Origin of the sequence: Microbacterium sp. NPDC078814 (assembly GCF_040702645.1) — a bacterium.
In the GTDB taxonomy this organism is placed as follows: Bacteria; Actinomycetota; Actinomycetes; order Actinomycetales; family Microbacteriaceae; genus Microbacterium.
In genome coordinates, this window is the sequence record NZ_JBFBLT010000009.1 from 24371 (window position 1) to 48065 (window position 23695).

The 23695-nt window shown below is 69.8% G+C and carries 21 protein-coding genes; 6 read left to right on the forward strand and 15 right to left on the reverse strand.

What is annotated here, in order from left to right:
- The first annotated feature begins 20 nt into the window (after positions 1 to 20).
- Genes AB0300_RS15710 through AB0300_RS15720 form a run of 3 tightly spaced genes read left to right on the forward strand, consistent with a single transcriptional unit; the run spans position 21 to position 3183 of the window.
- Entirely contained in the window at positions 21 to 1301 is a 1281-nt protein-coding gene (locus AB0300_RS15710) for an extracellular solute-binding protein (RefSeq protein WP_366216375.1), read from the forward strand.
- Complete coding sequence (locus AB0300_RS15715) at positions 1301 to 2281, forward strand: sugar ABC transporter permease (RefSeq protein WP_025104113.1); 981 nt, start codon at positions 1301 to 1303, stop codon at positions 2279 to 2281. Before AB0300_RS15710 ends, AB0300_RS15715 begins: the two co-directional genes overlap by 1 nt.
- Positions 2278 to 3183 carry a carbohydrate ABC transporter permease gene (locus AB0300_RS15720; RefSeq protein WP_025104112.1) on the forward strand — a complete coding sequence of 302 codons (906 nt, stop codon included), beginning with the start codon at positions 2278 to 2280 and terminating at the stop codon, positions 3181 to 3183. Before AB0300_RS15715 ends, AB0300_RS15720 begins: the two co-directional genes overlap by 4 nt.
- 61 nt (positions 3184 to 3244) lie before the next feature.
- Here AB0300_RS15720 and AB0300_RS15725 read toward each other — a convergent pair whose 3' ends face one another.
- Positions 3245 to 4612: a mannitol dehydrogenase family protein gene (locus AB0300_RS15725; protein WP_366216376.1), complete on the reverse strand. Its 1368-nt coding sequence runs from the start codon at positions 4610 to 4612 to the stop codon at positions 3245 to 3247.
- A 42-nt stretch (positions 4613 to 4654) separates the two neighbouring features.
- Positions 4655 to 5776: a GntR family transcriptional regulator gene (locus AB0300_RS15730; RefSeq protein WP_366216377.1), complete on the reverse strand. Its 1122-nt coding sequence runs from the start codon at positions 5774 to 5776 to the stop codon at positions 4655 to 4657.
- 223 nt (positions 5777 to 5999) lie between these two features.
- Between AB0300_RS15730 and AB0300_RS15735 the strand changes: the two genes are divergently transcribed.
- A complete protein-coding gene (locus AB0300_RS15735; RefSeq protein ID WP_366216378.1) occupies positions 6000 to 7658 on the forward strand; it encodes an Ig-like domain-containing protein in 1659 nt (552 codons plus the stop codon).
- A gap of 95 nt (positions 7659 to 7753) precedes the next feature.
- Here the strand turns inward: AB0300_RS15735 and AB0300_RS15740 are convergent, their stop codons facing one another.
- Positions 7754 to 8098: a TraR/DksA C4-type zinc finger protein gene (locus AB0300_RS15740; RefSeq protein ID WP_366216379.1), complete on the reverse strand. Its 345-nt coding sequence runs from the start codon at positions 8096 to 8098 to the stop codon at positions 7754 to 7756.
- 229 nt (positions 8099 to 8327) lie between these two features.
- Entirely contained in the window at positions 8328 to 10865 is a 2538-nt protein-coding gene (locus AB0300_RS15745) for an MMPL family transporter (protein ID WP_366216380.1), read from the reverse strand.
- Between the two features lie 68 nt (positions 10866 to 10933).
- On the opposite strand from AB0300_RS15745, the gene AB0300_RS15750 reads away from it, so the two are divergent.
- Positions 10934 to 11506 (forward strand): TetR/AcrR family transcriptional regulator, encoded by a 573-nt coding sequence (locus AB0300_RS15750; RefSeq protein WP_025104106.1) that lies wholly within the window; start codon positions 10934 to 10936, stop codon positions 11504 to 11506.
- 78 nt (positions 11507 to 11584) lie between these two features.
- Here AB0300_RS15750 and AB0300_RS15755 read toward each other — a convergent pair whose 3' ends face one another.
- From AB0300_RS15755 to AB0300_RS15775, 5 genes are all read right to left on the reverse strand, one after another.
- Positions 11585 to 11728: a hypothetical protein gene (locus tag AB0300_RS15755; RefSeq protein ID WP_017202962.1), complete on the reverse strand. Its 144-nt coding sequence runs from the start codon at positions 11726 to 11728 to the stop codon at positions 11585 to 11587.
- On the reverse strand, positions 11728 to 14055 hold the full coding sequence (gene purL / locus AB0300_RS15760; protein ID WP_025104105.1) for a phosphoribosylformylglycinamidine synthase subunit PurL: 2328 nt from the start codon (positions 14053 to 14055) through the stop codon (positions 11728 to 11730). Before purL ends, AB0300_RS15755 begins: the two co-directional genes overlap by 1 nt.
- Positions 14056 to 14135: 80 nt before the next feature.
- A complete protein-coding gene (locus tag AB0300_RS15765) occupies positions 14136 to 14597 on the reverse strand; it encodes a type II toxin-antitoxin system RelE/ParE family toxin (protein ID WP_126893663.1) in 462 nt (153 codons plus the stop codon).
- On the reverse strand, positions 14594 to 14836 hold the full coding sequence (locus AB0300_RS15770) for a type II toxin-antitoxin system ParD family antitoxin (RefSeq protein ID WP_126893664.1): 243 nt from the start codon (positions 14834 to 14836) through the stop codon (positions 14594 to 14596). Before AB0300_RS15770 ends, AB0300_RS15765 begins: the two co-directional genes overlap by 4 nt.
- A gap of 123 nt (positions 14837 to 14959) precedes the next feature.
- Positions 14960 to 15913 (reverse strand): YafY family protein, encoded by a 954-nt coding sequence (locus AB0300_RS15775; protein ID WP_126893665.1) that lies wholly within the window; start codon positions 15911 to 15913, stop codon positions 14960 to 14962.
- A gap of 103 nt (positions 15914 to 16016) precedes the next feature.
- On the opposite strand from AB0300_RS15775, the gene AB0300_RS15780 reads away from it, so the two are divergent.
- Positions 16017 to 16466, forward strand: coding sequence for a VOC family protein (locus tag AB0300_RS15780; protein WP_126893666.1), 450 nt, complete (start codon positions 16017 to 16019; stop codon positions 16464 to 16466).
- A 121-nt stretch (positions 16467 to 16587) separates the two neighbouring features.
- Here the strand turns inward: AB0300_RS15780 and AB0300_RS15785 are convergent, their stop codons facing one another.
- The 6 genes from AB0300_RS15785 to AB0300_RS15810 form a co-directional block, all read right to left on the reverse strand.
- Positions 16588 to 17316, reverse strand: coding sequence for an SGNH/GDSL hydrolase family protein (locus tag AB0300_RS15785; protein WP_126893667.1), 729 nt, complete (start codon positions 17314 to 17316; stop codon positions 16588 to 16590).
- Positions 17313 to 18491 carry a DUF4185 domain-containing protein gene (locus AB0300_RS15790; protein ID WP_238695618.1) on the reverse strand — a complete coding sequence of 393 codons (1179 nt, stop codon included), beginning with the start codon at positions 18489 to 18491 and terminating at the stop codon, positions 17313 to 17315. Before AB0300_RS15790 ends, AB0300_RS15785 begins: the two co-directional genes overlap by 4 nt.
- A 62-nt stretch (positions 18492 to 18553) precedes the next feature.
- Positions 18554 to 20668, reverse strand: a complete 2115-nt coding sequence (locus AB0300_RS15795) for a hypothetical protein (RefSeq protein ID WP_366216381.1) — start codon at positions 20666 to 20668, stop codon at positions 18554 to 18556.
- Positions 20669 to 20693: 25 nt separating this feature from the next.
- The gene (locus tag AB0300_RS15800; RefSeq protein WP_126893670.1) at positions 20694 to 21506 is read right to left on the reverse strand and encodes a carbohydrate ABC transporter permease; all 813 of its coding nucleotides are present in this window, start codon (positions 21504 to 21506) and stop codon (positions 20694 to 20696) included.
- A complete protein-coding gene (locus tag AB0300_RS15805; RefSeq protein ID WP_126893671.1) occupies positions 21506 to 22381 on the reverse strand; it encodes a sugar ABC transporter permease in 876 nt (291 codons plus the stop codon). Before AB0300_RS15805 ends, AB0300_RS15800 begins: the two co-directional genes overlap by 1 nt.
- Before the next feature lie 8 nt (positions 22382 to 22389).
- Positions 22390 to 23658, reverse strand: coding sequence for an extracellular solute-binding protein (locus AB0300_RS15810; protein WP_126893672.1), 1269 nt, complete (start codon positions 23656 to 23658; stop codon positions 22390 to 22392).
- Positions 23659 to 23695: the final 37 nt, after the last annotated feature.

A 23695-nucleotide genomic window follows, 5' to 3' on the forward strand; every position in this document is an offset into this window, starting at 1 on the left:
AAGACCATGGAGGAACGAGAATGGCACGACGCACCCTGATCGCGGCAACCGCTTCACTGGCCGCGGTGCTGGCCGTCACCGGCTGCAGCTCCGGCAGCGGCAACGCCGGAGACGGCGACGCCGAGAGCGGAGACCTCCGCGTCTGGCTCATGCAGGACTCGGTGTCCGACGACGCCGTCGCGTGGCTCGAAGAGGAGTTCGCGGCGCAGAACCCCGGGTCCACTCTCACCGTCGAGATGCAGCCCTGGGACGACATCGTCTCGCGGCTGCAGACCTCGTTGGCCAGCGCCTCCGAGACCCCGGACATCGTCGAGATCGGCAACACCAAGACCGCGACGTTCGCCAATGTGGGCGCGCTCGCCGACATCTCCGACCTGTACGACGAGGTCGGCGGCGACGACCTCATCCCGAGTTTCGTCGACCAGGCGACTCTCGACGGCAAGACCTACGCCTACCCCCTCTACGCCGGAACGAGCGTGGTGTTCTACCGCACGGACCTGCTGGAGAAGGCGGGCGTCGAGGCACCGGAGACGCTCGATGACCTCGTGGCGGCCGCCGCGGCCGTGCAGAAGGCCAACCCCGACGGCGTCGACGGCTTCAAGGGCATGTACTTCCCCGTCGTCGACGTGCACGGCCTCGAAGGCTGGTTGTTCTCGCATGACGCGAACTACGCCGAGGAGAAGGACGGCGCGTGGGTGAGCGGACTCGACACCCCGGAGGCCAAGGCCGCGCTGACGCAGATGCAGACCCTCTGGCAGGACTCGTCCCTCGGCGCGCTCGACGCCAAGGAGACCGCCGGCAACCCCTGGGTGCCGTACAACAACGGCGAGGTCGCCATGTTCTCCTACCGGGTCTTCGCGCAGGACAGCATCGCCCCCGAGCTCGCCGACGTCTCAGGCGTCATGGCCCTGCCGCCGGCGGAGGCAGGAGGGGAGAGCCACCAGTTCCTCGGCGGCTCGAACGTCGGCATCGCCGCGAAGTCGTCGCAGCAGGAGCTCGCGAAGAAGGCCATGAAGCTCATCCTCAGCGAGGACTTCATGACCCAGCTCGCCGAGGACTCCGGCTGGGTGCCGGGGAACACGACATTCGCGTCGGCCATCCCCGACGGGATCGTGCCCGCCGAGCTGCAGCAGCAGATCGCCGACACCAGCCGCCTCACCCCCGCCGCGCCGAACTGGGCGATCGTCGAGGGCAACAACATCCCGGTCGACCTCTACTCCGCGATCGCCAAGGGCGAGGACATCGACGAGGTGGTCGCGCGCATCGGCGCGAAGATCGAAGACACCCTCAACGCCGACTGATGATGGCCACTCCCGTGATCGACGTCGAGGCCGCCCCCGCGGCGCCTCCGTCGGCGGCCGCTCCTCGCACGCGCTCGCGCCGCGGGCGGGGAGCGCTGCTGCCGTACCTCCTGATCGCGCCGCTGCTGACCGCGGTGGTGATCGCCCTCGGCTGGCCGCTGCTGCAGCAGTTCCTCATGTCGCTGCAGAAGTTCGGTCTTGCCCAGCAGTTCGGCGCGGAGCCGGAGTGGGTCGGACTGGCCAACTACGGCCGGATCCTCACCGATCCCGCCATGTGGGTCGTGTTCTTCCGCTCCGTGCTGTTCTGCGCGGTGTGCGCGTCCTTGTCGATGGTCGTCGGCATGCTTCTCGCGCTGCTGCTGACGAAGGTGAGCAGCTGGGCCCGCATCTCACTCCAGGTCACCCTGCTGCTCGTGTGGGCCACCCCGGCGCTCGTGACGATGGTGATCTGGCAGTGGCTGTTCGACGCCCGCTACGGTCTCGTGAACTGGATCCTCGCCCGCATCGGCTTCCCCGACATGGCCGGCTTCCCGTGGACCTCCACGCCGATGGGCGTGTTCACGATCGCCGCGATCACCGTCATCTGGGGCAGCCTGCCGCTGATCGTGTTCATGATCCACTCGGCGCTCACGCAGGTGCCGAACGAGGTGCTCGAGGCGGCTCAGCTCGACGGCGCCGGTCCGTGGACGCGGTTCCGTCATGTGACCCTGCCGCTCATCACCCCCGCGGTCATGATCGTCGGCCTCCTCCAGATCGTGTGGGACCTGCGCGTGTTCACGCAGATCTACGTGCTGCAGCAGGCCGGCGTCTCGATCGAGGAGACCAACCTCCTCGGCACCTACATCTATCGGATCGGCATCGGGCAGGGCGAGTACGGCGATGCGTCCGCGCTCGCCACCATCGTGCTGATCCTCACCCTGCTGCTCACCTGGAAGTACATCGCCAAGATGTTCGCCCAGCAGAAGGAGGCCGCGGAATGAGCGCCGACACCATGCCCCGCACGACCGACCTCCCGGCCGTCGTGCCCCCGCGCTCCCGGCGCAGCCTCGGCACCCGCAACGACGCCCGGCGTCGCGGCTGGAACGGGGTGGCCATCGCGGCCGCGTTCCTCCTCGTGTTCCCGATCTACTGGATGGTGAACACGGCGCTCTCCGACAACGACGACCTCTTCTCGCGCACGCCGCGGTTCTTCCCGTTCCCGCTGACCTTCGACAGCTTCGCCGGCATCCTCGCCGACAGCGGCTTCTGGTCGGCGCTCGGCATGAGCGCGGGCGTGACCGTGGTCGTCGTGGTCGTCGCGGTGCTCTTCGGGTTCTTCGCGGCCGTCGCCGTCAGCCGGTTCCGGTTCAAGGGCGGCGGCCTCATCATCCTTCTGGTCCTCATCGTGCAGATGATCCCGACCGAGGCCCTGTTCATCTCCCAGTTCCGCATGCTGGACGGCTGGAACCTGCTGAACACCGTCGGCGGACTCTCGCTGCTCTACATCGGCACGGTCGTGCCGTTCACGGTGTGGCTGCTGCGCGGCTTCATCCACGGCATCCCCGCGGAGCTCGAGGAGGCCGCGATGGTCGACGGCTGCAGCCGGTTCGGGGCGTTCGTGCGCGTCACCCTCCCTCTGCTCGGCCCGGGTATCGTGACGGCCTCGGTGTTCTCGTTCCTCCAGGCGTGGAATGAGTACACGCTCGCCCTCGTGGTCATGACCAAGCCCGGCAACGCCACGCTGCCCCTCTGGCTGCAGACTTTCAGCAGCGAGTTGTCGGCCACCGACTGGGCGGGGATCATGGCGGGCGCCACGCTCATCTCGATCCCCGTCGTGATCCTGTTCCTCTTCGTTCAGGGCCGGCTCGGCGCCGGCATGATGGCCGGAGCAGTGAAGGGCTGATCCGCGGGAGAGCCGCCGGCCTCGCGGGGTCGGCGGCTCCGGCGTGTCCGGGGCCGGAACGCTACGGGCGGACGGGCGAGAGCCGGACGTCCGCGGCTGCGAGGTCTGGTGCGAGCAGCTCGAGGAGGGCGTGCGGCGGGTCGGCGGCCGCGGCCCGGCGGGCCAGCTCGTCCGCGGCGACGTCGTCGAGCGGACGGCCCGCGCGGACCTCCGCGACGACGAAGCGGATCCACGCATCGATGAGCCGGATGGCGGCCGCGCCGGAGACGCCCCGCGCCAGGGCCAGCCGGAGGGGGTCCACCGCGCGGGCGCGCAGCTTAACGCTGCCGTCGGCGGCGATCTGGCGGAGCCGGTGCGCGATCGCCGGGTTGGCGAAGCGGGCGGTCAGCGCGGCACGGTAACCGGGGAGGTCGAGATCGGCGTCGGGGAGGAGGGCCTCGGCGAGGTCCCACAGCGCCCGCACCCCGGCCGCGCCGGAGGGATCGGCGATCGCCTCCGCCACCGTCTCCCGGCCGCCGATCAGCCCGTCGTATGCGAGCAGGGAGTGGGCGCCGTTCAGCATCCACAGCTTGCGTCTCTCGAACGGCGCGATGTCCGCGACGAACAGGGCTCCCGCGTCCTCCCAGCGCGGACGCGCGCCGCGGAAGGTGTCGGTGAGGATCCAGCTGTGGAACGGCTCGGTGATCACCAGGGCGTCGTCGTCGACCCCGGTCCGCGCCTGGAACGCCGCGACGTCGGCGGGGGTCACACGGGGCGTGATGCGGTCCACCGCGGTGCTCACGATGTCCATCCGCTGCCCGATCCACGCGGCGAGCTGAGGGGAGACAGCGGTCGCGGCGTCGATGAGCGCCCGCTCCAGCGCCGCGCCGTTCGCGTCGAGGTTGTCGCAGGGGACGAGGGCGAGCGGGGCGTCGGGCACCGCACCACGGCGGGCGTCCAGTCCCCAGAGCAGCCGTCCGGGCATCGTCTTCAGCGCACCGGGGGTCACAGGCGCGGCGTCCGGTCCGAGCGCCGCCGCCAGCAGAGCGAGGTCGGCCCGGACATCGGGGTCGTCACGGTCGAGGCGGCCGTCGGCGGCGAGCCGATAGCCCTTCTCTGTCACCGTGAGCGTGACGATCGACACCTCGGGGCGACGCAGGAGGTCGCGCAGCGCATCGGTGTCGGCACCTTCGTACGCCGCGACGATGCTCTCGACGGTCTCGATCCCGTCGCCGTCGGCGCCGCGGGTGAGGAGCGTGTAGACGTCGTCCTGCCGGGCGAGCAGGGCCGCCTGGTCCGGGGAGCGGCCGGTGAAGGCGGCGATGCCCCACTCCCTCCCGGGGTCGGCGTGCGCGGTGAACCAGGCCTGGTGCGCCCGATGGAAGGCCCCGAGGCCGAGGTGGACGATGCGGACGGGGGCGCGGGGCGCACGACGGGTCGGGCGGGGCACGGGTCACCTCTTCTCGAGGGAGCGGCCCTCGTCGACTCCACCCTAGGATGGGGTCGGCAGGGATGCAAGCGGTTGCATGGAACGGGCGGAGAGGGTGGATCGGGCCCGACTTGACGAACGCCGGCGCACCTCCGGCTGCAGCAGCATCCGCACCGGTGCCGGGCGGCCGCCGCCGTCCAGTCTCGCCAGCAGGGTCGAGGCAGCGAGGCGACCGATCTCCCGCTTCGGCGGGGAGACCGCGGTCAGGGGCACCGGCGCGTGCGCGGCCTCTTCGTCGTCGTGGGAGACGAGCGCGACGTCCTCGGGCACCGACAGCCCGACACCGTGGAGATGCGGGAGCAGCGCGATCGCCTCCCGGTCGCCCAGGCACACGACGGCGTCCAGGGCGAGCTCCCGCACGCGCCGTGCGTAAGCCGCGAGGGCCGGGGTGTCCCACGACGAGCGCCGCTCCGTCCCGTCGGCGACGTCGGTGAGGCCGAGGTCGTCTATCCCGCGCTGGAAGCCGCGCCAGGCGGCCGCCGACGTGGCGGTGTCGCGTCGGCCGAGGAACCCGATCCGCCGCCGTCCCGCGGCCGCGAGGTGTCGGACTGCCGCATAGCCGCCGGCCACGACGTCGGTGCAGACGGCCGAGAGGGTGTCGTCCGGCGGAGCGCCGGTCGGCAGTCGCTCCATCAGCACGACGGGCACGGGGAGGGCGCGCAGCAGGTCGAGGCGGGCGGACGGGTCGGCTCGATGCAGGGTGGGGGTGAGGAGAAGGCCGTCGCAGCCGTCGGCGATGGCCTCTCGGATGCGGCGGATCTCGACCGCGTCGTCGTACGCGCTGGAGGTGACGCGCAGGGTGGCCCCGGCAGCCGCCGCCACCTCGGCGACGCCCGCCACCACGGCGGGGAAGTAGTAGTCGAGCGACGGCACGATCACTCCGATCCGCCGTCGCGCCCGCGCGGCCACGTAGGTGCCCGCGCCCTGGCGTCGCACGACCAGTCCCTCGGCGGCGAGCAGGGCCAGCGCACGGCGCACGGTGTTGACGCCGACCGCGTGCGCGCCGGCCAGCGCGGTCTCCGGGGGCAGGCGGTCGCCGGGCGTCCACTCGCCTGCCGTGATGCGCGCGCGAAGCTGTGCGGCGAGACTCCGGAACAGCGGCTGGGTGTTCGGAAAAGCGCTCACACGACCCTCCCGTCCGTGGGTGTCTGCTTTGTGCAACCGTATTCATTCCAAGGGTGCGGGACAAGGGTCCCCCAGCCGCTGCGGATCTCCGACGGGCCGGCAGGAGTGCGCAGTCCTTCCCCTATTCCTTCCCTCCCGCGTGTCCCGCGTTGACCCGTCTCCCGCGCGGCGTCACGGTGGCAGTCACGACGACTCCGCGCCGCGCGGAGCGGAAGGAGACACGATGAGACGCACACGCTGGCTGTCGGCGCTGGTCGCCGCCACCCTTCTCGCCGGCGGGGCGGTCGCCTCGAGCGGCGCCGCCTCCGCCCAGACGGTCACGACCGCCCTCGCCATCACCTCGCCGACCGACGGTGCCGTCGTCAGCGGCTCGACCCTCACCGTCGAGGGTAGCTTCGCCAATGCCGCGGAGCTCGTGCTCGTCGTCGGGGCGCAGGAACTGGTGCCCATCCCGACCAGCGGCACCTCCGGCACCTGGAGCGTCGACCTCGACATCGCGGACGTCGACGGACGGCTCGATCTCGCCGTCCGCGGCCGCGACCTCACGACGCTGTACACGACGTGGTCGGACTTCCTCGCCGTGGAGGTCGACAACCCCGCCGCCTCGCGTCCCGTCGTCACCATCGCCTCTCCTGCCGAAGGGGCGTACGCGGGCTCGAGCCTGGACGTCGAGGTCGCGGTGCAGTCGGATCGTGCACTGACGACGGTCGAGGTGCGGGTCGACGGCGGTGCCTGGCAGGCCGCCACCGCGCAGTCCGGCGGGCTGTACGCGACGTCATTCCCCGTCGGGCCCGCGCGGTTCGCGAGCATCGAGGCGCGGGCCGTCGACGTGTCCGGGCACACGGGGGAGTCGACGACCACCTACGTGGCCCTCGGCGGGGCGACCCCGGAGGCCCCGGTCGTCTACGACCAGGACCGCGCGATGTGGATCTGGGAGCGCGCCTCGTACGAAGCCGTCTTCGACACCGACGCCCGGGACCGTCTCGGCGCCGTCATGGACGACACGACGACCTTCGGCTCCGACCCCATCCGCACGATCTACCTCGGCGTCGACAAGTACGGCAGCACCGACATGCTGCGGGAGTCGCGGTCCGAGGTGGCGGCGTTCGTCCAGTGGGCGCGCGGCCGCGGCTACCACGTGCAGGCCACCGTCGCCGGTGGCACGCGTCCGCCCTATCTCGGCGCGCTGGAGCAGTTCGAGCACTTCGCCGTCGACGAGTTCGAGAAGGTCCTCGACTACAACCTCGCCGTGCCGGAGTCAGCCCGCTTCGACGGCATCAACGTCGATATCGAGCCGTACATCCTGTCCGCGTGGAAGGAGCCCGGCAACGGCGGCCTGCCCGTCCGCTGGCTCGAGGTGCTCGACACGCTCATCGAACGTCGGGACGCCTCGGGGCTCCCGGTGCTCGTGGGGCCGGCCATCCCGCGGTGGCTCGACTCGTCGGCCTGCTGCACGTCCATCACCTGGAACGGGCAGACGAAGGCCCTGAGCGACCACATCCAGGACATGACCGACTACATCGCGATCATGGACTATCGGGACACCGCGGACGGCAGTGCCGGGATCATCGCGCAGGCGCAGCACGAGATCGACTACGCGAACCAGATCGGCAAGCCGAACTCGGTCGTCGTCGGCATCGAGACGAAGGACCTCTCGGGCACCGGTGACCCGGAGACGGTGACGTTCTGGGAGGAGGGGCGCACCTACCTCGAGGGCGAGCTCGACAAGACCTACGCCGCGTTCCAGGATGACGCCTCCTTCGGCGGCATCGCCATGCACCACTACGACGATCTGCTGATGCTGCCATCGGCCTGGGACGACACCCCGCCGGTCTACTACCCGGTGCCCGGCGCCGGCCCGGGAGGCCCCGCCCTCCCCTGACCCGTGGTCACACCTTCGGAGATCCGGGCCGACACGCCGTCGACAGGTCCCGTGCGGGGGCGTGTCGCCTGCGATCTCCGAAGTCGTGCCCGGCGTCAGCGACCGAGCTTCTCGGCGCAGGCGACGCAGTACTCCGCGAACGGTCGCACCTCCAGGCGCTCCGGCGGGATGGGCCGCCCGCAGTGCGCGCAGATGCCGTAGGTCCCGGCGTCCATCCGCATCAGGGCCTCGTCGACTTGGCGGAGCTCGGCCTGCGCCGCCTCGGCGAGGCCCGCGAGCCGCGACCACTCCGACGAGAGCGTCACCCCCTCCGGGTCGTGCTCGTCGTCGTCGTTCGAGCCCTCGCGGTCGTGCATGAGCTCAGCGAGCGTGGCCGAGGTGGCCCGCACGCGGGCTTCGGCCTCGGCGCGGCGCTCTTGCAACAGCGCTCGCAGATCCATCCGCCCACTCTAGGCCCGCCCTGCGACTCCCGCGCCGTCGCCGGACCAGGCATCCGCGCGAGATCAGGCGACACCGGCTGCAGGTGCCTGAACTCCCGCGCCTGCCTGTCCTCTCCGGACAGCCCGCCCCCGCGACCGCTCGCGCAGGTTCAGGCGCTCGCGCGGGATCAGACGACCCTGGTGTCAGGTGCCTGAACCCGCGCGAATGCCTGTCCCGCGCGAACCAGACTCAGTGGCGACGGGTGCGCGGGGGCTCCACGGTGGGGACGGAGTCGGTGTGCACGCTCGGGTGGTCCCGCTCCAGCGCCGCGCCCTCCATGTCGACGTTCGGGATGATGCGGTCGAGCCACTTCGGCAGCCACCAGGCCGAGCGTCCGAGCAGGTGCATGAGTGCGGGCATCAGCAGCATCCGCACCACGAACGCATCGAGCAGCACGCCGAACGCGAGACCGAACCCGATGGACCGGATGATGGTCGACTCCGAGAACACGAACCCGCCGAACACCGACACCATGATGAGCGCGGCCGCGATGACGACCGAGCGCCCGGCTCGGAAGCCCTGCGCCACGGCATCGCGCGCGGAGGCGCCGTGCACATAGGCCTCCCGCATCCCCGACGCGAGGAAGAGCTGGTAGTCCATCGCGAGTCCGAACAGGATGCCGACGAGGATCACCGGTAGGAAGCTCAGGATCGGACCGGTGCTGTGCAACCCGATGAGGTCGGCGCCCCACCCCCACTGGAACACCGCGACGATGAGCCCGTACGTCGCGAACAGCGACAGCACGAACCCTCCTGTGGCGATGAGCGGCACGAGCAGCGAGCGGAACACGACGATCATGATGAGCAGCGACAGGCCCACGACGACCACGAGGTACAGCGGGAGCACGCTCGCCAGAGCCTCGGAGATGTCGATGTTGGTGGCGGCCTGACCGGCGACGCCGAGGGTGATGCCGCCGTCGATCTCGGGGAGACCCCGCAGATCCTGCACCAGCTTCTCGGTGGAGGCGCTGTTCGGGCCTTCGGCGGGCAGCACCTGGAAGGCGAGGAGCGTGTTGTCGTCCGACGTCGCGACGGGGGCCACCGCGACCACGTCGTCCTGCTCGGCGATCTTCTCCGCCACGGTCACCTGCGTGGCCAGCAGGTCGTCGTCGCTCACGGCGTCGTCGAGGGTCGCGGTCACCAGGAGCGGCCCGTTCGCGCCCTCGCCGAACTGCTCGTCGACGGTCGAGAACGCGCGGTAGCTGGTGGAGTCGGCCGGTTCGCTCGACCCGTCGGGGAGGCCGAGGCGCATCGACATCGCGGGGATCGCGATCACGAGCAGCGCGACGACGCTGACGAGCGCGGTGACGACGGCGCGCAGCGTCGACATCCGGCGCACGGGCTTCCCGGCCGCGTGCTCCTGGCCGATGGTCGCCCGCGCCTTGCGACCGAGCAGGCGGGTGCCGACGAGACCGAGGATCGCCGGGGCGAGGGTCACGGCCACGAGCACGGCGACGGCGACGCACACCGCTCCCACCGTGCCCATGAGGCCGAGGAACGGCACGCCCGTCACGTTGAGGGCGAGGAGTGCGACGATGACCGTGGTCCCCGCGAACACCACCGCGGTCCCGGAGGTGCCGGTGGCCAGACCGATGGACTCGCGCACGGGCGACCCGGCCAGCAGCTGCTTGCGGTGCCGGTTCACGATGAAGAGGGAGTAGTCGATGCCGACCGCGAGCCCCAGCATCACGCCGAGGACGGGAGTCACCGAGGCCATGTCGACGACGCCGGAGAACGCGAGCGACGCCGTGACGCCCACGCCGACGCCGACCACGGCCGTGACGATGGGCAGGGCCGCACCGATCAGCGAACCGAGCATCACGATGAGCACGACCGCGGCGAACGCGAGACCGATGGCCTCGCCGACGCCGAAGATCTCGGGCACGCCCTGAGCGATGTCGGTGCCGAAGTCGACCGTGACGCCGTCGATCTCCTCGTCCTGGAAGTGGGCGATGGTGCTCTGCTTGGTCTCTTCGGCGAGCTCCAGGCGCGGGTCGACGAAGGAGACGTTGACGATGGCCGTGGAGCCGTCCTCCGAGACGACGCCGATGCCGTCCGCGAGGTTCAGCAGGGTCGTGCCGAGTTCCAGCTGCTCCGCGCTGTCGGCGAGCTCCGCGCGGTTCTCGTCGATGGTGTCCTGCTGCGCGTCGAGCTGCGCGAGCTGGGCGTTCAGCTGCGCGAGCTGTGCGTCGAGCGCGGCCGTCTGCTGGGCTGGCGCACCGGCGGCCTCGGCCTGCGCGCGCGCCCCTTCGAGCTGGGTGATCCCGGCCTCGAGCTGTGCCCGGCCGTCGTCGAGCTGGGCCTGGCCGGCGTCGAGCTGGGCGCGGCCGTCGTCGAGCTGGGCCTGGCCGTCCGTCAGCTCCTTCGTCTGCTCGTCCTGCTGCCGCTGGGCGTCGAACGGGTCGACGACGGAGGCGACGCCGTCGAGGTCCTCCGCGCTCGCGGCGAGGTCGGAGATCGCCTGCTTCTGCTCGTCGGTGAAGGGCTCGCCGTCGTCCGTCCGATAGACCACGGTCCCGGTGCCGCCGGCGGTGTCGGGCAGCTTATCGGCGAGCTGATCGGTGACCTCGCCGGAGGCGGTGCCGGGGATGTCGAAGCTGTTGCTCAGCGTGCCGCCGAAGGTGAGGAAGGCGCCGACGCCGAGCCCGAGGATCAGCACCCAGGAGACGATCACCGTCCACGCCCTGCGCGCAGCGAAAGAACCCAGACGGAACAGCAGTGAAGCCACGTGATCTCCTTCAGACGAAAAGAGCATACGGCACGTCTCGTCTAGGGATCTGTGGCTATCCTGAACGCATGGTGAACGAGCATCGCAGTGGCCCTGTGCGCAGCACTGCGGCCCGCGAGGCGATCCTCGATGCGACGGCCCGGCTCTTCCACAATCAGGGGTACGACCGACTGACGATCGAGGGCATCGCCAAGGAGGCCAAGGTCGGCAAGCAGACCATCTACCGCTGGTGGCCGTCGCGCGGCGCGCTCATCGGGGAATGCCTGGCCGAGGGGCGCCTCATCCCCGTGGACTTCGTCGTGCCGGACACCGGAGACCTCTCCGCCGACGTGGAGACCTGGCTGCGGAGCGTCCTGTCGATCCTCGAGAAGCCTCAGGGCGGTGTGCTGCTGCGGTCTCTCGTGGCCGCGGCCACGGAGGATGCCTCGGTCGGCGCGCACCTCGGCGAGAGCCTGGGGGTGGAGAAGTACCTGTCGGAGCGTCTCCGCGGCGGCATCCGCGACGGTCAGCTGCCGGAGGACGCCCCGGTCGAGCAGCTCGGTCGCGCCATCCTCGGGGCCATCATCGTGGAGTCCCTCGGCCGCGAGGCCCACGACCCGGGTTCCGTCGTCGCCCTGACCCGCTACCTCTTCGCTCGCTGAGGCCGCGGATCCGCACGAGGTCGCACGGATTCATGGAGTCCCCGCGACCCGGGTGCGAATCTGCGACGCGGGCCCGGATCAGCCGAGGAGCAGGGTGAGCACGGTCGCGCCGCCGCCACCGAGGATCAGCGCCACGATGACGGTCCACGCGATGATGCGGATGCGCCGGTTGCGCTTCTCGCCGAGGTCGCCGTAGTCCTCGCTGAGGCCGTCGCCGCTCATCAGGCCACCGGCTCCGTGACGGTCGGACCGAAGTACGACGGCAGCGTGGCCTGCGAGCGCTCGCGGAGCTCGGCGGCCGAGACGGTGAAGACGTCCTGCACCTCGAGCTGCGGCTCGCTGTCCGTGACGCCGATGCGGGCGACCGGGTAGCCGCGGCCCTCGCAGAGCCCGCGGAACTTCACGTCGTCCTCGCGGGGAACGGTCACGATCACGCGGCCGGTCGACTCGGAGAACAGGGCGGTCGCGGCGTCCACGCCATCGCGCTCGATGATCTCGTTGAGCCACACCCGGGCGCCGACGCCGAAGCGCATGACGCCCTCGGCCAGGGCCTGCGCGAGACCACCCTCGGAGAGGTCGTGCGCCGAGGAGATGAGCCACTCGTCCCGGGCCGCGGCGAGCAGTCCGGCGAGGCGCTTCTCGCCCGCGAGGTCGACCTTCGGCGGGCGGCCGCCGAGGTGCTGGTGCACGACCTCGGCCCATGCGGAGCCGGAGAGTTCGGTCGACGTGGTGCCGAGCAGGTAGATGTTCTGCCCCTCGTCCTGCCAGCCGGACGGGATGCGGCGGGAGACGTCGTCGATGATGCCGAGCACGCCGACGAGCGGGGTCGGGTGGATCGGCACGTCACCGGTCTGGTTGTAGAACGAGACGTTGCCGCCGGTGACCGGGGTGCCCAGCTCGTAGCAGCCGTCCGCGAGGCCGTCGACGGTCTGCCCGAACTGCCACATGACCTCGGGGTTCTCGGGAGAGCCGAAGTTGAGGCAGTCGGTGATGGCGGTCGGCACGGCACCGGTCACGGCGACGTTGCGGTAGGCCTCGGCGAGCGCGAGCTGCGCGCCGGCGTACGGGTCGAGCTGGCAGTAGCGGCCGTTGGCGTCGGTGGCGACGGAGAAGCCCAGGCCGGACTCCTCGTCCACGCGGATCATGCCGGCATCGTCGGGGAAGCTCAGAGCCGTGTTGCCGAGGACGTAGTAGTCGTACTGGTTCGTGATCCAGCTCGTGTCCGCGAGGTTCGGGGAGGCGACGAGGGCGAGGAACTGCTCGCGCAGCGTCTCCGCGTCGTTCGCGCGCGGCAGGTTCTCGGCGGCATCGGCCTGCAGGGCATCGATCCACGTCGGGTAGGCGACGGGGCGGTCGTAGACGGGGCCGTCGACCGCGACGGTCGAGGGGTCGACGTCGACGATGCGCTCGCCCTGCCAGTCGATGATGAGGCGTCCGTCGCCGGTGACCTCGCCGAGCACGGAGGTCTCGACCTCCCACTTGTTCACGACGGCCAGGAAGGCGTCGAGCTTCTCGGGGGCGACGATGGCCATCATGCGCTCCTGCGACTCCGACATGAGGATCTCCTCGGCCGTGAGCGTGGGGTCGCGCAGCAGCACGTTGTCGAGCGAGACGTGCATGCCGCTGTTGCCGTTGGCCGCGAGCTCGCTGGTCGCGCAGGAGATGCCGGCCGCACCGAGATCCTGGATCGCCTCGACGAGCTCGCCGCGGTACAGCTCGAGGCAGCACTCGATGAGCACCTTCTCGGCGAACGGGTCGCCCACCTGCACGGCCGGGCGCTTGGTCGGGCCGCCGTCGGCGAACGTGTCGGAGGCCAGGATGCTCGCACCGCCGATGCCGTCGCCACCCGTGCGGGCACCGAACAGGACGACCTTGTTGCCGACGCCGGTGGCGTTGGCGAGCTTGAGGTCTTCGTGCCGCAGCACGCCCACCGCGAGCGCGTTCACGAGCGGGTTCGCCTGATAGACGCTGTCGAAGACCGTCTCGCCGCCGATGTTCGGCAGGCCGAGGCAGTTGCCGTAGAAGCTGATGCCGCTGGTCACGCCGTGCACGACGCGGGCGGTGTCCGGGTGGTCGATCGCACCGAAGCGCAGCGCGTCCATGACGGCGACGGGGCGGGCGCCCATCGAGATGATGTCGCGGACGATGCCGCCGACACCGGTCGCCGCGCCCTGGAAGGGTTCGATGAACGACGGGTGGTTGTGCGACTCGGCCTTGAAGGTGACGGCCCAGCCCTCGCCGACGTCGACGACGCCCGCGTTCTGGCCCATGCCCACCATGAGGCGTTCCTTCATCTCGTCGGAGACCTTCTGGCCGAAGCGGCGCAGGTAGTTCTTGCTCGACTTGTAGGAGCAGTGCTCCGACCACATCACCGAGTACATCGCCAGCTCGCCCGAGGTGGGGCGGCGGCCGAGGATCTCCTTGATGCGCGCGTACTCGTCGTCCTTGAGCCCGAGGGCGCCGTACGGCTGCTCCTTCTCGGGCGTCGCGATCGCGTTCTCGACGGAGTCGGGGACGTGCTGGGGGGAAGGTGCAGGGGCGGTGGTCACGCGCACTCCAAAGGAAGGGGCCGGCGGGGCGTGTTCAGTCTACCGGCGCGGGTGGGGCGGCTCTCCCGCGGGCTGCGGACTCAGATCCGGTCGGCACGGATTTCGTCGAGGACCTTCGCGGACGTCTCGATGTCCTGCTGTGGCAGGTGCGACAGAGCGTCCTTCTTCCTAGGAAGGGTGACTCTTCCGGTGCGCACGAGTCGCGACCATGCCGTGTCACGATCGCTCGAGGAGAGGGCGGCGGCAATGTCTCTCCGGGCATGAAGCACACGATGCACGCGCACGGCATCTGGGTTATCGGTGTAGATGACGATGTATGGGAACCGCAGCAGAGCGAAGGCGCGGATGTCGGGAATCTCGGTCACCAGCTCGAAGCGGGCCGATCCGAGCGAGGGATATGCGGTGAGTCGACCCATCGCATGCTGGAGGTCGTCGATGAATTCGAGCGCGACCTCCGGCCCTGCGTCACCGAGATAGCGGGTGACCGCGCCGGTGATGTCCTCGTCGGCGCGCCGAGTCGTGACGAGACGCTGCGGGGTCACGCGTCGGGCGCGTCGGCATGGACGCGGTCTCGAAGGCGATCGAAGTACGCCTGGTCCACCATGGAACCGGGCCCAGACGTCATCCCGTCGACGACGAGCGACCGCAACTGCTCGCGAGACTGCTCGTGGCGAATCAGCTCACGCACGAACTCGCTGCTGTTGCTGTAGCCGCGTTCGGTCACCTGGGCTTCGACGAAGTCCTTCAGTGCGTCCGGAAGAGAGATGTTCATCGTGGCCATGCCGCAACGCTAATGCCGATGGCAAAGTTTGTCACGAGGTCAGCAAACCTGATTCTCGCCACTGATGTCGCCCCGTCGCGGCCTAGTTCCAGCGAATGGGGAAAGGTCGTGAAACTCGACGATTCAGGAGGACAAGTCGCACGCTGCGGCGAAGCGCTCCGCCAGGGCGGTCGCCGCCTCCCGCAGCGCTGATGGTCCGACCACCGTGAAAGCCGCATCGAAGCGTGCGACCGAGGCGAGCACCCCTGTCCACGACCACGATCCGATCGTCACGCGGCACGACCCGTCAGCGAGCTCCTCCAGCTCTCCGTCGCCGACCCAGGGCGCGATGTCGCGGGCGGGGAGCGCGATCACGACCTCCCCCACGCAGGGCCACCGGTCTTCCGTCGTCGAGCCCTTGGCCCTCGCCGCGAGATACGTCCGTGCATCCGCGGCGGGCAGTGGGCGCGGGGTGAACGACGGTCCGGTCGGGATGCGGGGCTGCATCCGATCCAGGCGGAACGTGCGCCAGTCCTCGGCTTCCAGATCCCAGGCGAGCAGGTACCACCGTCCCTCGCGGGCGACGACGGCGTGCGGCTCGGTGCGACGGGCCGGCCGATTGCGGTCGGAGCTGTAGTCGAAGCGGAGCACCTGCCCGTCACGCACAGCTGCGCTCACCGCCTCCAGCACGGCAGGCTCGACGCGCACCTCGGCGGCGGTGTCGGCGAAGCGGATGCCGTCCACTCGATGTCGCAGCCGGGACGGCATCACCTGGCGCACGGTGGCCAGCGCCCGGGCGGCGCCTTCGTCGATGTCGATTCCGCTGGAGGGAACGGTCTGCAGGGCGACCGCGATGGCGACGGCCTGGTCGTCGTCGAACAGCAGCGGCGGGAGCTCCGACCCTGCGGCGAGACGATAGCCGCCGTCAGGTCCCTTGATCGCACCGATCCGGTAGCCCAGAGTGCGCAGCCGGTCGACGTCGCGGCGTACCGTGCGGGGGCTGACCTCCAGACGTTCCGCGAGCACGGAACCCGGCCAGTCGCGCGGGGTCTGCAGCAGCGACAGCAGGGCGAGCATGCGTGACGAACTCCCGGTCATGGTATTCAGTCTGCCCGAAGTAGCGGACGGAAACTGACCTCTACTCCTGTGATCGTTGTCGTCAGAGGTCCCGAACGGCGGGGCTCGCGATGAGGAGAAGACCATGACCATCACCACCACGACCCACTTGAACTTCCGAGGCACCGCTCGGCAGGCGCTCGACTTCTATCGGTCCGTGTTCGGCGGGGAGGTGACGGCGGCGACGTACGGACAGTTCGGCATGCCCGAGGGTGTTCCCGGATGGGACAAGATCGTGTTCGGGCAGCTGGACGGTGTGGTGCGTCTGATGGCGTACGACATCCCTGGAGAGGACGCCCCCGACCCCGCAGCCGCCGCCGGCACCACGCGCCGCGAGAACGGGGCGACCCTCACCGACCGCACGTTCTTCCAAGCCCTGCGGGCCGATTCGCTCGATGAACTCCGGCAGTACTGGGACCGCCTTGCCGAGGGCGCGACCGTGATCGAGCCGCTTGCCGCATCGGTGTGGTCGGCCGGTTTCGGCATGCTCACCGACCGTTTCGGCGTGACCTGGGTGCTCGACGTCGCCAGCTGAGCCGCGATGGCGTGCCCCTGCCGACCGGATGCAGGAGGATCGGACGGATGCAGGAGGAATCCCTGCGGCGGATCGTGCATCCGTCCGATCCTCCGACAGACGTGTCGCCCCAGGACGACGGTCAGGTCGACGGCCAGTGTGGATGCCGCGCCACGGCCACCCGCGCCCGCAGGTCCGTGAGCACCCGGGAGTCCTCGGCGTCCAGCCCGAGCGTCCCGGCCAGGCCGAGGGCCAGCAGCGCGTGCCCGGCAGCGCCGGGGTGGAATGCGTCGTCGAGCAACCCCCATGGAGTGCCCTCGTTGCCTGGCCCCGTTCCCGCCGAGAACGCCACGAACGCCTCGTGCTGGTCGACGAGGATCGCTTCCTCTGCGCTGGCAACGTCGCGGGTCGCCTGCGCGAAATCCCCGAGACGCGCGCGGTCGGGGGCGTGGAGCAGGTCGGCGGGCGGCGGTGTCTGCAGCACCGGAACCGCGCCGAGCTCCCGCACCCGTCGCACTAACTCCGCGACCGAATCGGCGAACGCGGGCACCTCGATCGCGGGATCGAGCCACTCGGTGGTGCAGTCGTTCGTGCCGATCAGCAGCGTCACGACGTCGGGGCGCCAGCGTGCCACGCGCCCCTCGAAGTCCCCCAGGATCAGGTCGGCGCGCCACCCCGTGATCGCGGTGTTGATCACCGTGTCGTGCACCCGGCCGAGGTCGCCGCGGATCAGCTCGTGCAGGTGGTCGACGTAGTTCCTGGCACCGCGGGTGTGGATGAGTCCGTGCGTGATGGAGTCGCCCGTGAGCACCCAGGTGAGCGGCGCTCCGGAGGCGAGAAGCCCTCGGAGCGCCGCACGGTCGTCGGTCACCCGGTGACCTTGAGCTGCACGTCGATGAACCGCGGACGGTAGATCGAGGCGTCGTCGTACACGTCGCCCACGTTGTCGAAGGTGTTGACGTTGTAGGAGACGAGGATGCGGTTGCCCTGGCGCAGCTGCGGATGCTCGTGTGCGTTGTAGGTGAACACATCGGGGTCGCCGTAGCTGCCCAGCGCGCCTGTCTCGGGTGTGCGGTACAGCTCGACCGGATCGGTGAACGGGCCGGTGGGCGAGCACGAGGTGCGGGCGACGATGCGGGTGCTGAACAGCTCCGACGTGTCCTGCGTGACGAGCAGGTAACCGTCGCGGAAGGGGGCGACGCTGAACTCGTTCGCCACGTACGGCACGACAGGGACGGCGTCGGTCTCGGCAGCCGACCATCCGGTGCCGTTCCAGTACGTCCACGCGCCCTTCACGCCGTCGCGGTCCTGCGCGCGGGCGACGTAGGCCGAGCGCACTCCACCCGGATCCGCGATGCCGTAGATGTACGTGGTGCCGCGTTCCTCCAGCGTCCACGACCCCCAGTTGATCCCGGTCGCCGAAGGCAGGTCGGTGATGGACTCCAGCTGCAGGGTCCGGCCGTCGAGGGTGGCAAGGCGGTTCGCGGTCCATGCGAAATCCCACTGGCCGCTGCCCGTGCGCCCGAACTGCAGCAGCGGCACCTGCACCGTGCCGTCGCGTCCGGGTGTGGGGTCGCCGATCCAGTACCACTTGCCGTCGGGCTCGGGCGGGATGATGGCGGCAGGCTCCTCCGGGGTGCCTCCCGTGATGGTCGTCATGCCGCTGCGGCGGTCCTGCACCACGACGGAGTTGTTCACGAACGGGGAGTCGGTGGGCCGCGAGCCGTCGGCGTTCACGGTGCCGAGGAACGTGTCGGAGAAGAACCATCCGGTCTTCCCCTTCCCGAGTGGCAGGGAGTACGTGCTGTCGCCGCCGGTCCACGCGCCTCCCGTGTTCCCGTAGGTGGTGAACTGCTCGGTCAGGCCCTGATCCGCGTTCGCCGTGGCGGTGAGCGTCTTGTCGACCAGCGAGCACTGGCCGGGACCGTGTCCTCCGCTGCCGTGGTTCCCTCCGGTCGGAACGGCTGCGGTGGCCGGGGCGGCGAACAGTGCGCCGGCGCAGAGGGATGCCGCGGCGAGGGTCGCCGCGATGGTGCGTCTTCTCATGTCGATCACTCCTTTGTGTTCGGGTGGTGCTCTCGTGTTCGGTTGATGCTCTGTCGTGCAGGTCAGCGGACGGGGGTGATGCCTCCGGTGGCGTCGATGTCGTAGGTGCGAGTGCCGACGCGCAGGCCGCGCAGGGTCGCACCCGGGTCGAGGGCGGCGATGCATCCGGCCGCTCGCACCGTGCCGTCGGCGGCGACCGAGACACCGAACAGGGCTTCGATCACGAGCTCGATCCAGGCCCCGGACGAGGAGCACGACCAGTCGATGATGTACGGCAGCTGCGGTGGGGCTTTGCGGGCTCCGCCGTTGATGCCCGGCACGGCCTCCTCCACGAAGTGCGCCTGCCCCATCGGCCCTTGGTTCGCCGTCCGGGACAGCCCTTCGATCCAGCCGGTCAGCACTTCGGGGGCTCCGAGTGCAGCGAGCGCGCGTCCGGCGTCGGCGGGCCAGGCGGGGTAGGCGCCGTTCCACTGGTGGTCGGGCCGTGGGCTGTAGCTGGCGTCGGGGTCCCAGGGTGAGAGTGCGCGCATCCAGTTGTCGGTCTGCAGCTCGCGCTGGAAGAACCCAACCATCTCGTCGCGGATTCCCGGGGCGAGGTCGTCCGCGATCGTGGTGCCGACCACGCTGAAGTCGTAGCAGTGCCGCACGGGAAGCTGCGTGCCGTCGGGCTGTCCTGCCGCGAAGACACCGGTGCCGGGAAGATAGCGCGCGATCACGGCCGGGAGCAGCGCGTCGGCTTCGGTGCGCAGCGCGCTCGCCGCGGTCTCGTCGCCCCGCAGGTCGGCCAGGTCGGCGGCGGTGCGCATGCTCCACACGTTCGCGGCGTTGAGGCTCGCCACCTCGTGCGTGTACGAGCTCACGCACTCCAGCAGGTTGTCGATCTCGCCGTAGTCGGCCAGGGGTGTCTCGCGACGCAGTTCCTTCCAGGCGGTCGCCCACTGCCGCACCGACGCGGCCACGGTCTGGTCGCCCACGAGCTCGTCGAGGAACGCGACGTCGCCCGTGAAGCGCACGTAGTCGTGCACGAGCCGGGTCATGGCGTAGTCGTTCACGGAGTACCAGCGGCCGACCGGGCCTCCGGTGAGGGACGACGTGCCGAAGTGCGAGTGGATGTCGAGGGAGATCCAGTGCCGCACCTGGGTGCGCATCTCGTCGGGGTCGAGCAGGGCGTGGCTCACCGAGCTGAGGCTGTAGTCCCAGATGAACGTGGTGGTGCCCCAGTAGTTGGGCATGAGCGTGTCGTACGACCGCCCGAGCACATTGCCGGCGAAGTCGCGGCGGAACCAGATCACGCCCAGCGCCGCCCACCAGTACAGGCGACGGAGGGGTGCGGAGGCGGTGTCGAGCACGGGCAGTGCGCCGGAGAACTCGGTGTCGCTCGGGTCGAACGCGGCGCGGAGCTGTCGGTTCCAGAACTCCGCGGCCGCGGCCACGGCACCGGGGATGTCACCGGCGACGTCGGCCCACGTGGCCTTCGCATCGGCTTCGTCGAGGCCGATCGCCTGCACGAAGCCGGTGCGCGCGGTTCCGCCGGCGGGCACGGGCAGCGTGGTCGCGAGCTCGCCGCCGCGGCCGTTGCCGCCGATCCCGGTGTCGAAGGCATCGGGCAGGTCGGCCACACCGCTGAGGGCCGCGGTCCCGCCGATCAGACCCTGCACGCTCCACGCCGCGGCATCGGTCGAACCGAACACGAGACACCCGCCGTCGACGGTCGCGGTGCCGCGTTCCGACGGTGATTCCGCGTCGAGCCAGGCCTCGGCCGACCGGGTCACGCGCGCCGCGGACGAGAGGCCGATCCGCACCTCACGCTCCACCGCGCCGGAGTTGCGCACCGCGATGTCTATCGCCACCGCGGTCTTCCCCGGCACGCATACGGTCGTGGTCTCGATCTCGACCTCCCCCACGCTCGCGCGCCGCACCACCCGGTCGGGCCGCCACTCGTGCGTGACGGGCAGACCGTACGAGGCGAACAGGCGGCCGTCGACGAACAGCACGGCGGTCTGCGTGAGTCCTTGCGACACCGGCGGGAACTGCACGGCGCTGAGCGCGGTCAGGTCGTGGTCCACGCGCACGGTGCCGAGCATGTTCGTGAGGCCCGTGGGCGCGATCATGTCGTCGTAGTGATGCGTGACCGCATCGGCGACCAGATCCTCGACGGTGGGGATGAGGGGATTCATGATGCCTTTCGAGGCGGAGTGAGGATCAGTACTGCCCGAGCGCGAGGCCCTTGGCGAAGAACCGCTGGGTGCACAGGAACAGCACCACGGTGGGGAGCGAGACGAGCACGGCCGCGGCCAGCACGACCGACATCTGCGCGCCGCCGTAGGTGCTCTGCATGCCCGACAGCGTGGTGATGATGGGGCGGATGTCGTCGGACTGGCTGAGCGTGAGGCCGAGCAGCAGGTCGTTCCACACGAACGTGGCCTGCAGGATGAAGATCGCGACCAGCGCGCTCGACGCCATCGGCAGGTACAGCCGCACGAAGATGCGCCAGGTCGTGGCGCCGTCGAGCACCGCGGCCTCGAACACGTTGTGCGCGACGCCCGTGAAGAAGTTGCGCATCACGAAGGCCGAGAACGGGATCGAAATCACCGTGTAGATCATGATCATGCCCACGCGGGTGTCGAACAGTCCGGTGCGCGAGTAGGCGTCGAACAGGGGCAGCAGCACCATCTGCAGCGGGAAGACCGTGCCGCCGAAGATCACGACGAACCACAGGAATCCGCGTTTGAGGCGCAGGGCCACGATCGCGAAGCCGGCCGCGGCGCCCACGAGCACGGCGATGGTCGGCGAGACGATCGAGTAGATGAGCGTGCTGACGATGCTGTCGCCGATGCCGGAGAGCTCGAGCGCCTGACCGAAGTTCTCGAACAGGTGGAAGTCGGTGGGGATCCACGACTCCTTCGAGGTGAAGGTGGTCGGGTCCTTCATCGCGTTCACGACGAGCAGGTAGGCGGGCAGCAGCCACACGATCCCGAGGATGACGAGCACGGTGGTGCGGATGATCTTCGACATCACATCTCCTTCTTCGGGGAGAGCTGCTGGCGCAGGTACAGCACCGAGGCGACGAGCGTGATCACGGTGAGGAACACCGCGATCGCGGAGCCGAGCCCGTAGTCGCTGTTCACGAACGTCTCCTTGTACATGGTCAGCGCGAGGGTCTCGGAGACGGTGCCAGGTCCGCCCTTGGTCATGCCCCACACGATGTCGAAGGTCTTGAGGCTCGCGACGATCGAGAGGCCGACGACCACGGCGGTGAGCGGACGCAGCATCGGCCACAGGATGCTGGTGAACAGGCGCACCCCGCCGGCGCCGTCGATGCGCGCAGCCTCGAGCGGCTCTTTGGGGATCGCCTGCAGGCCGATCGTGAACAGCAGGGCGTTCACGCCGACGCCCTGCCACGACGACGCGATGATCATCACGACCGTATTGAGCGGGGCGTCGAGCAGCCAGCGCGGCGGGTCGGTGATGCCGAACGCGGCGAGAGCCTGATCGAGCGCTCCGCCCGAGGAGAGGATGAACGACCAGACCACGCCGACGCCGATGCCGGAGAGGGCGTAGGGGATGAGGAACGGAAGGCGCAGCCAGATGCCGCCGCCGAGGTTCCAGGTGAGCAGCGCGATCGCCAGGCCGATGCCGACCGGGATGATCAGGGTGCCGATCACCCAGAGCACGGTGTTCATCGCCGAGCCCACGAAGTCGCCGTCGGTGAACATCTCGACGTAGTTGTCGAGCCCGATCCACTTCGGGCTGCCGAGGCCGTTGTACTTCGTGAAGCTGAGGAACACCGTCCACAGCAGCGGGAGGTAGAGCAGGACCGCGACCAGGATCACGCCCGGGGCGACGAAGCCCCGGGCGGACCACTGGTAGGGCGTCTTCTGATGCGCCATCCGCCCGCTTACTCCTGCTCTGCCCAGTACTTGTCAGCCGTGGCCTGGATCTTCTCCAGGAACGGCATCGGGTCGCCGGGGTTGGCATTGAACGCGCCGAACTGCTCGATCGCAGTGGTCACGATCTCGGTCGGCATGGCTTCGAAGAACCGGTCGTAGAGCATGTAGTCGTCGCCGGCGATCTGCTCGCCGATCTCGGCCAGTGCGGGGTCGGAGACCTTCGCCTTCGGGTTGAACGCGACGTCGCCGTGCGCGTCGTTCCACGCGGTCTGCGCGTCGGGCGACATCCACCATTCGGCGTAGGCCAGACCCAGGTCGCGCTGCTTCGAGTTCTCGGCGGTGCAGATCGGGCCCGACTCCACGGCCACCGGAGTGGCGTCGAGGTCGTCGCTGACCGCGGGGATCGCGAACATGCCGTAGTCGTCGGTGGTCATGCCGGCGCCTTCGAGGTTGCCGGCGAAGAACGTGCCGAAGTTGATCATGGCGTAGTCGCCCTGCTTGAGGCCGACCGCGGGGTCGGTCGTGCTGCCCGCGTCGCTGAACCAGCCCGCCTTCTGCTCGTCGAGCCAGACGTTCATGATGTCGACGATCTCGGGGTCGGTGTACTTCGCGTCGCCCGTGGTGAGTCCGGCGTACAGGTCGGGGTCGGTGGAGGCGACCAGGTGCTGGAACCACTGGAAGGTGAACAGCACGCTGGTCTGGTAGTACGGGGTGACCCCCGCGTCCTTCAGCGTCTCGGCGGCGGTGTTCAGCTCGTCCCAGGTCGTCGGCACCTCGATGCCGTTGTCGGCGAAGGCGGCCTTGTTGTAGAACATGATCCAGTAGGCGATGTTCATCGGCACGCAGTACTGCTTGCCGTCGAAGGTATAGCTGTCGCGCAGGTCTTCGCTCACCCAGCCCTCGTCGACCGCCTTGGACCAGATGTCGGTGGTCTCGGCGACCAGACCCTCGTCCACGAGCTGCTTGAGCGACTCGCCGGTGTGCCAGGTGAACAGCCCCGGCGACTTGTCGGTGCGGAACGACTGCTTGATGAAGGCGTCGTACTGGTTGGCGTCGGAGTAGCCCGTGGTCTTCAGGGTGATGTCGACGGCATCGCCGCTGACCTCGTTGAGCGACTCGAAATCGGGCTTCCACGCCGCCTTGTCGGTGTAGAAGTCGAGCGTGCCGGCGACCTCGCCCTCCCCGCCGGATCCGGAGTCGCCGGAGCATCCGGCCAGTGCCAGGGTGCCGAGGAGGAGACCGGCCGCGGCGGCGGCGATCGTGCGTCGCGAAATCATTCTGAACTCCCTTGTTCGTGTTTCTCGGGTGTGCGGT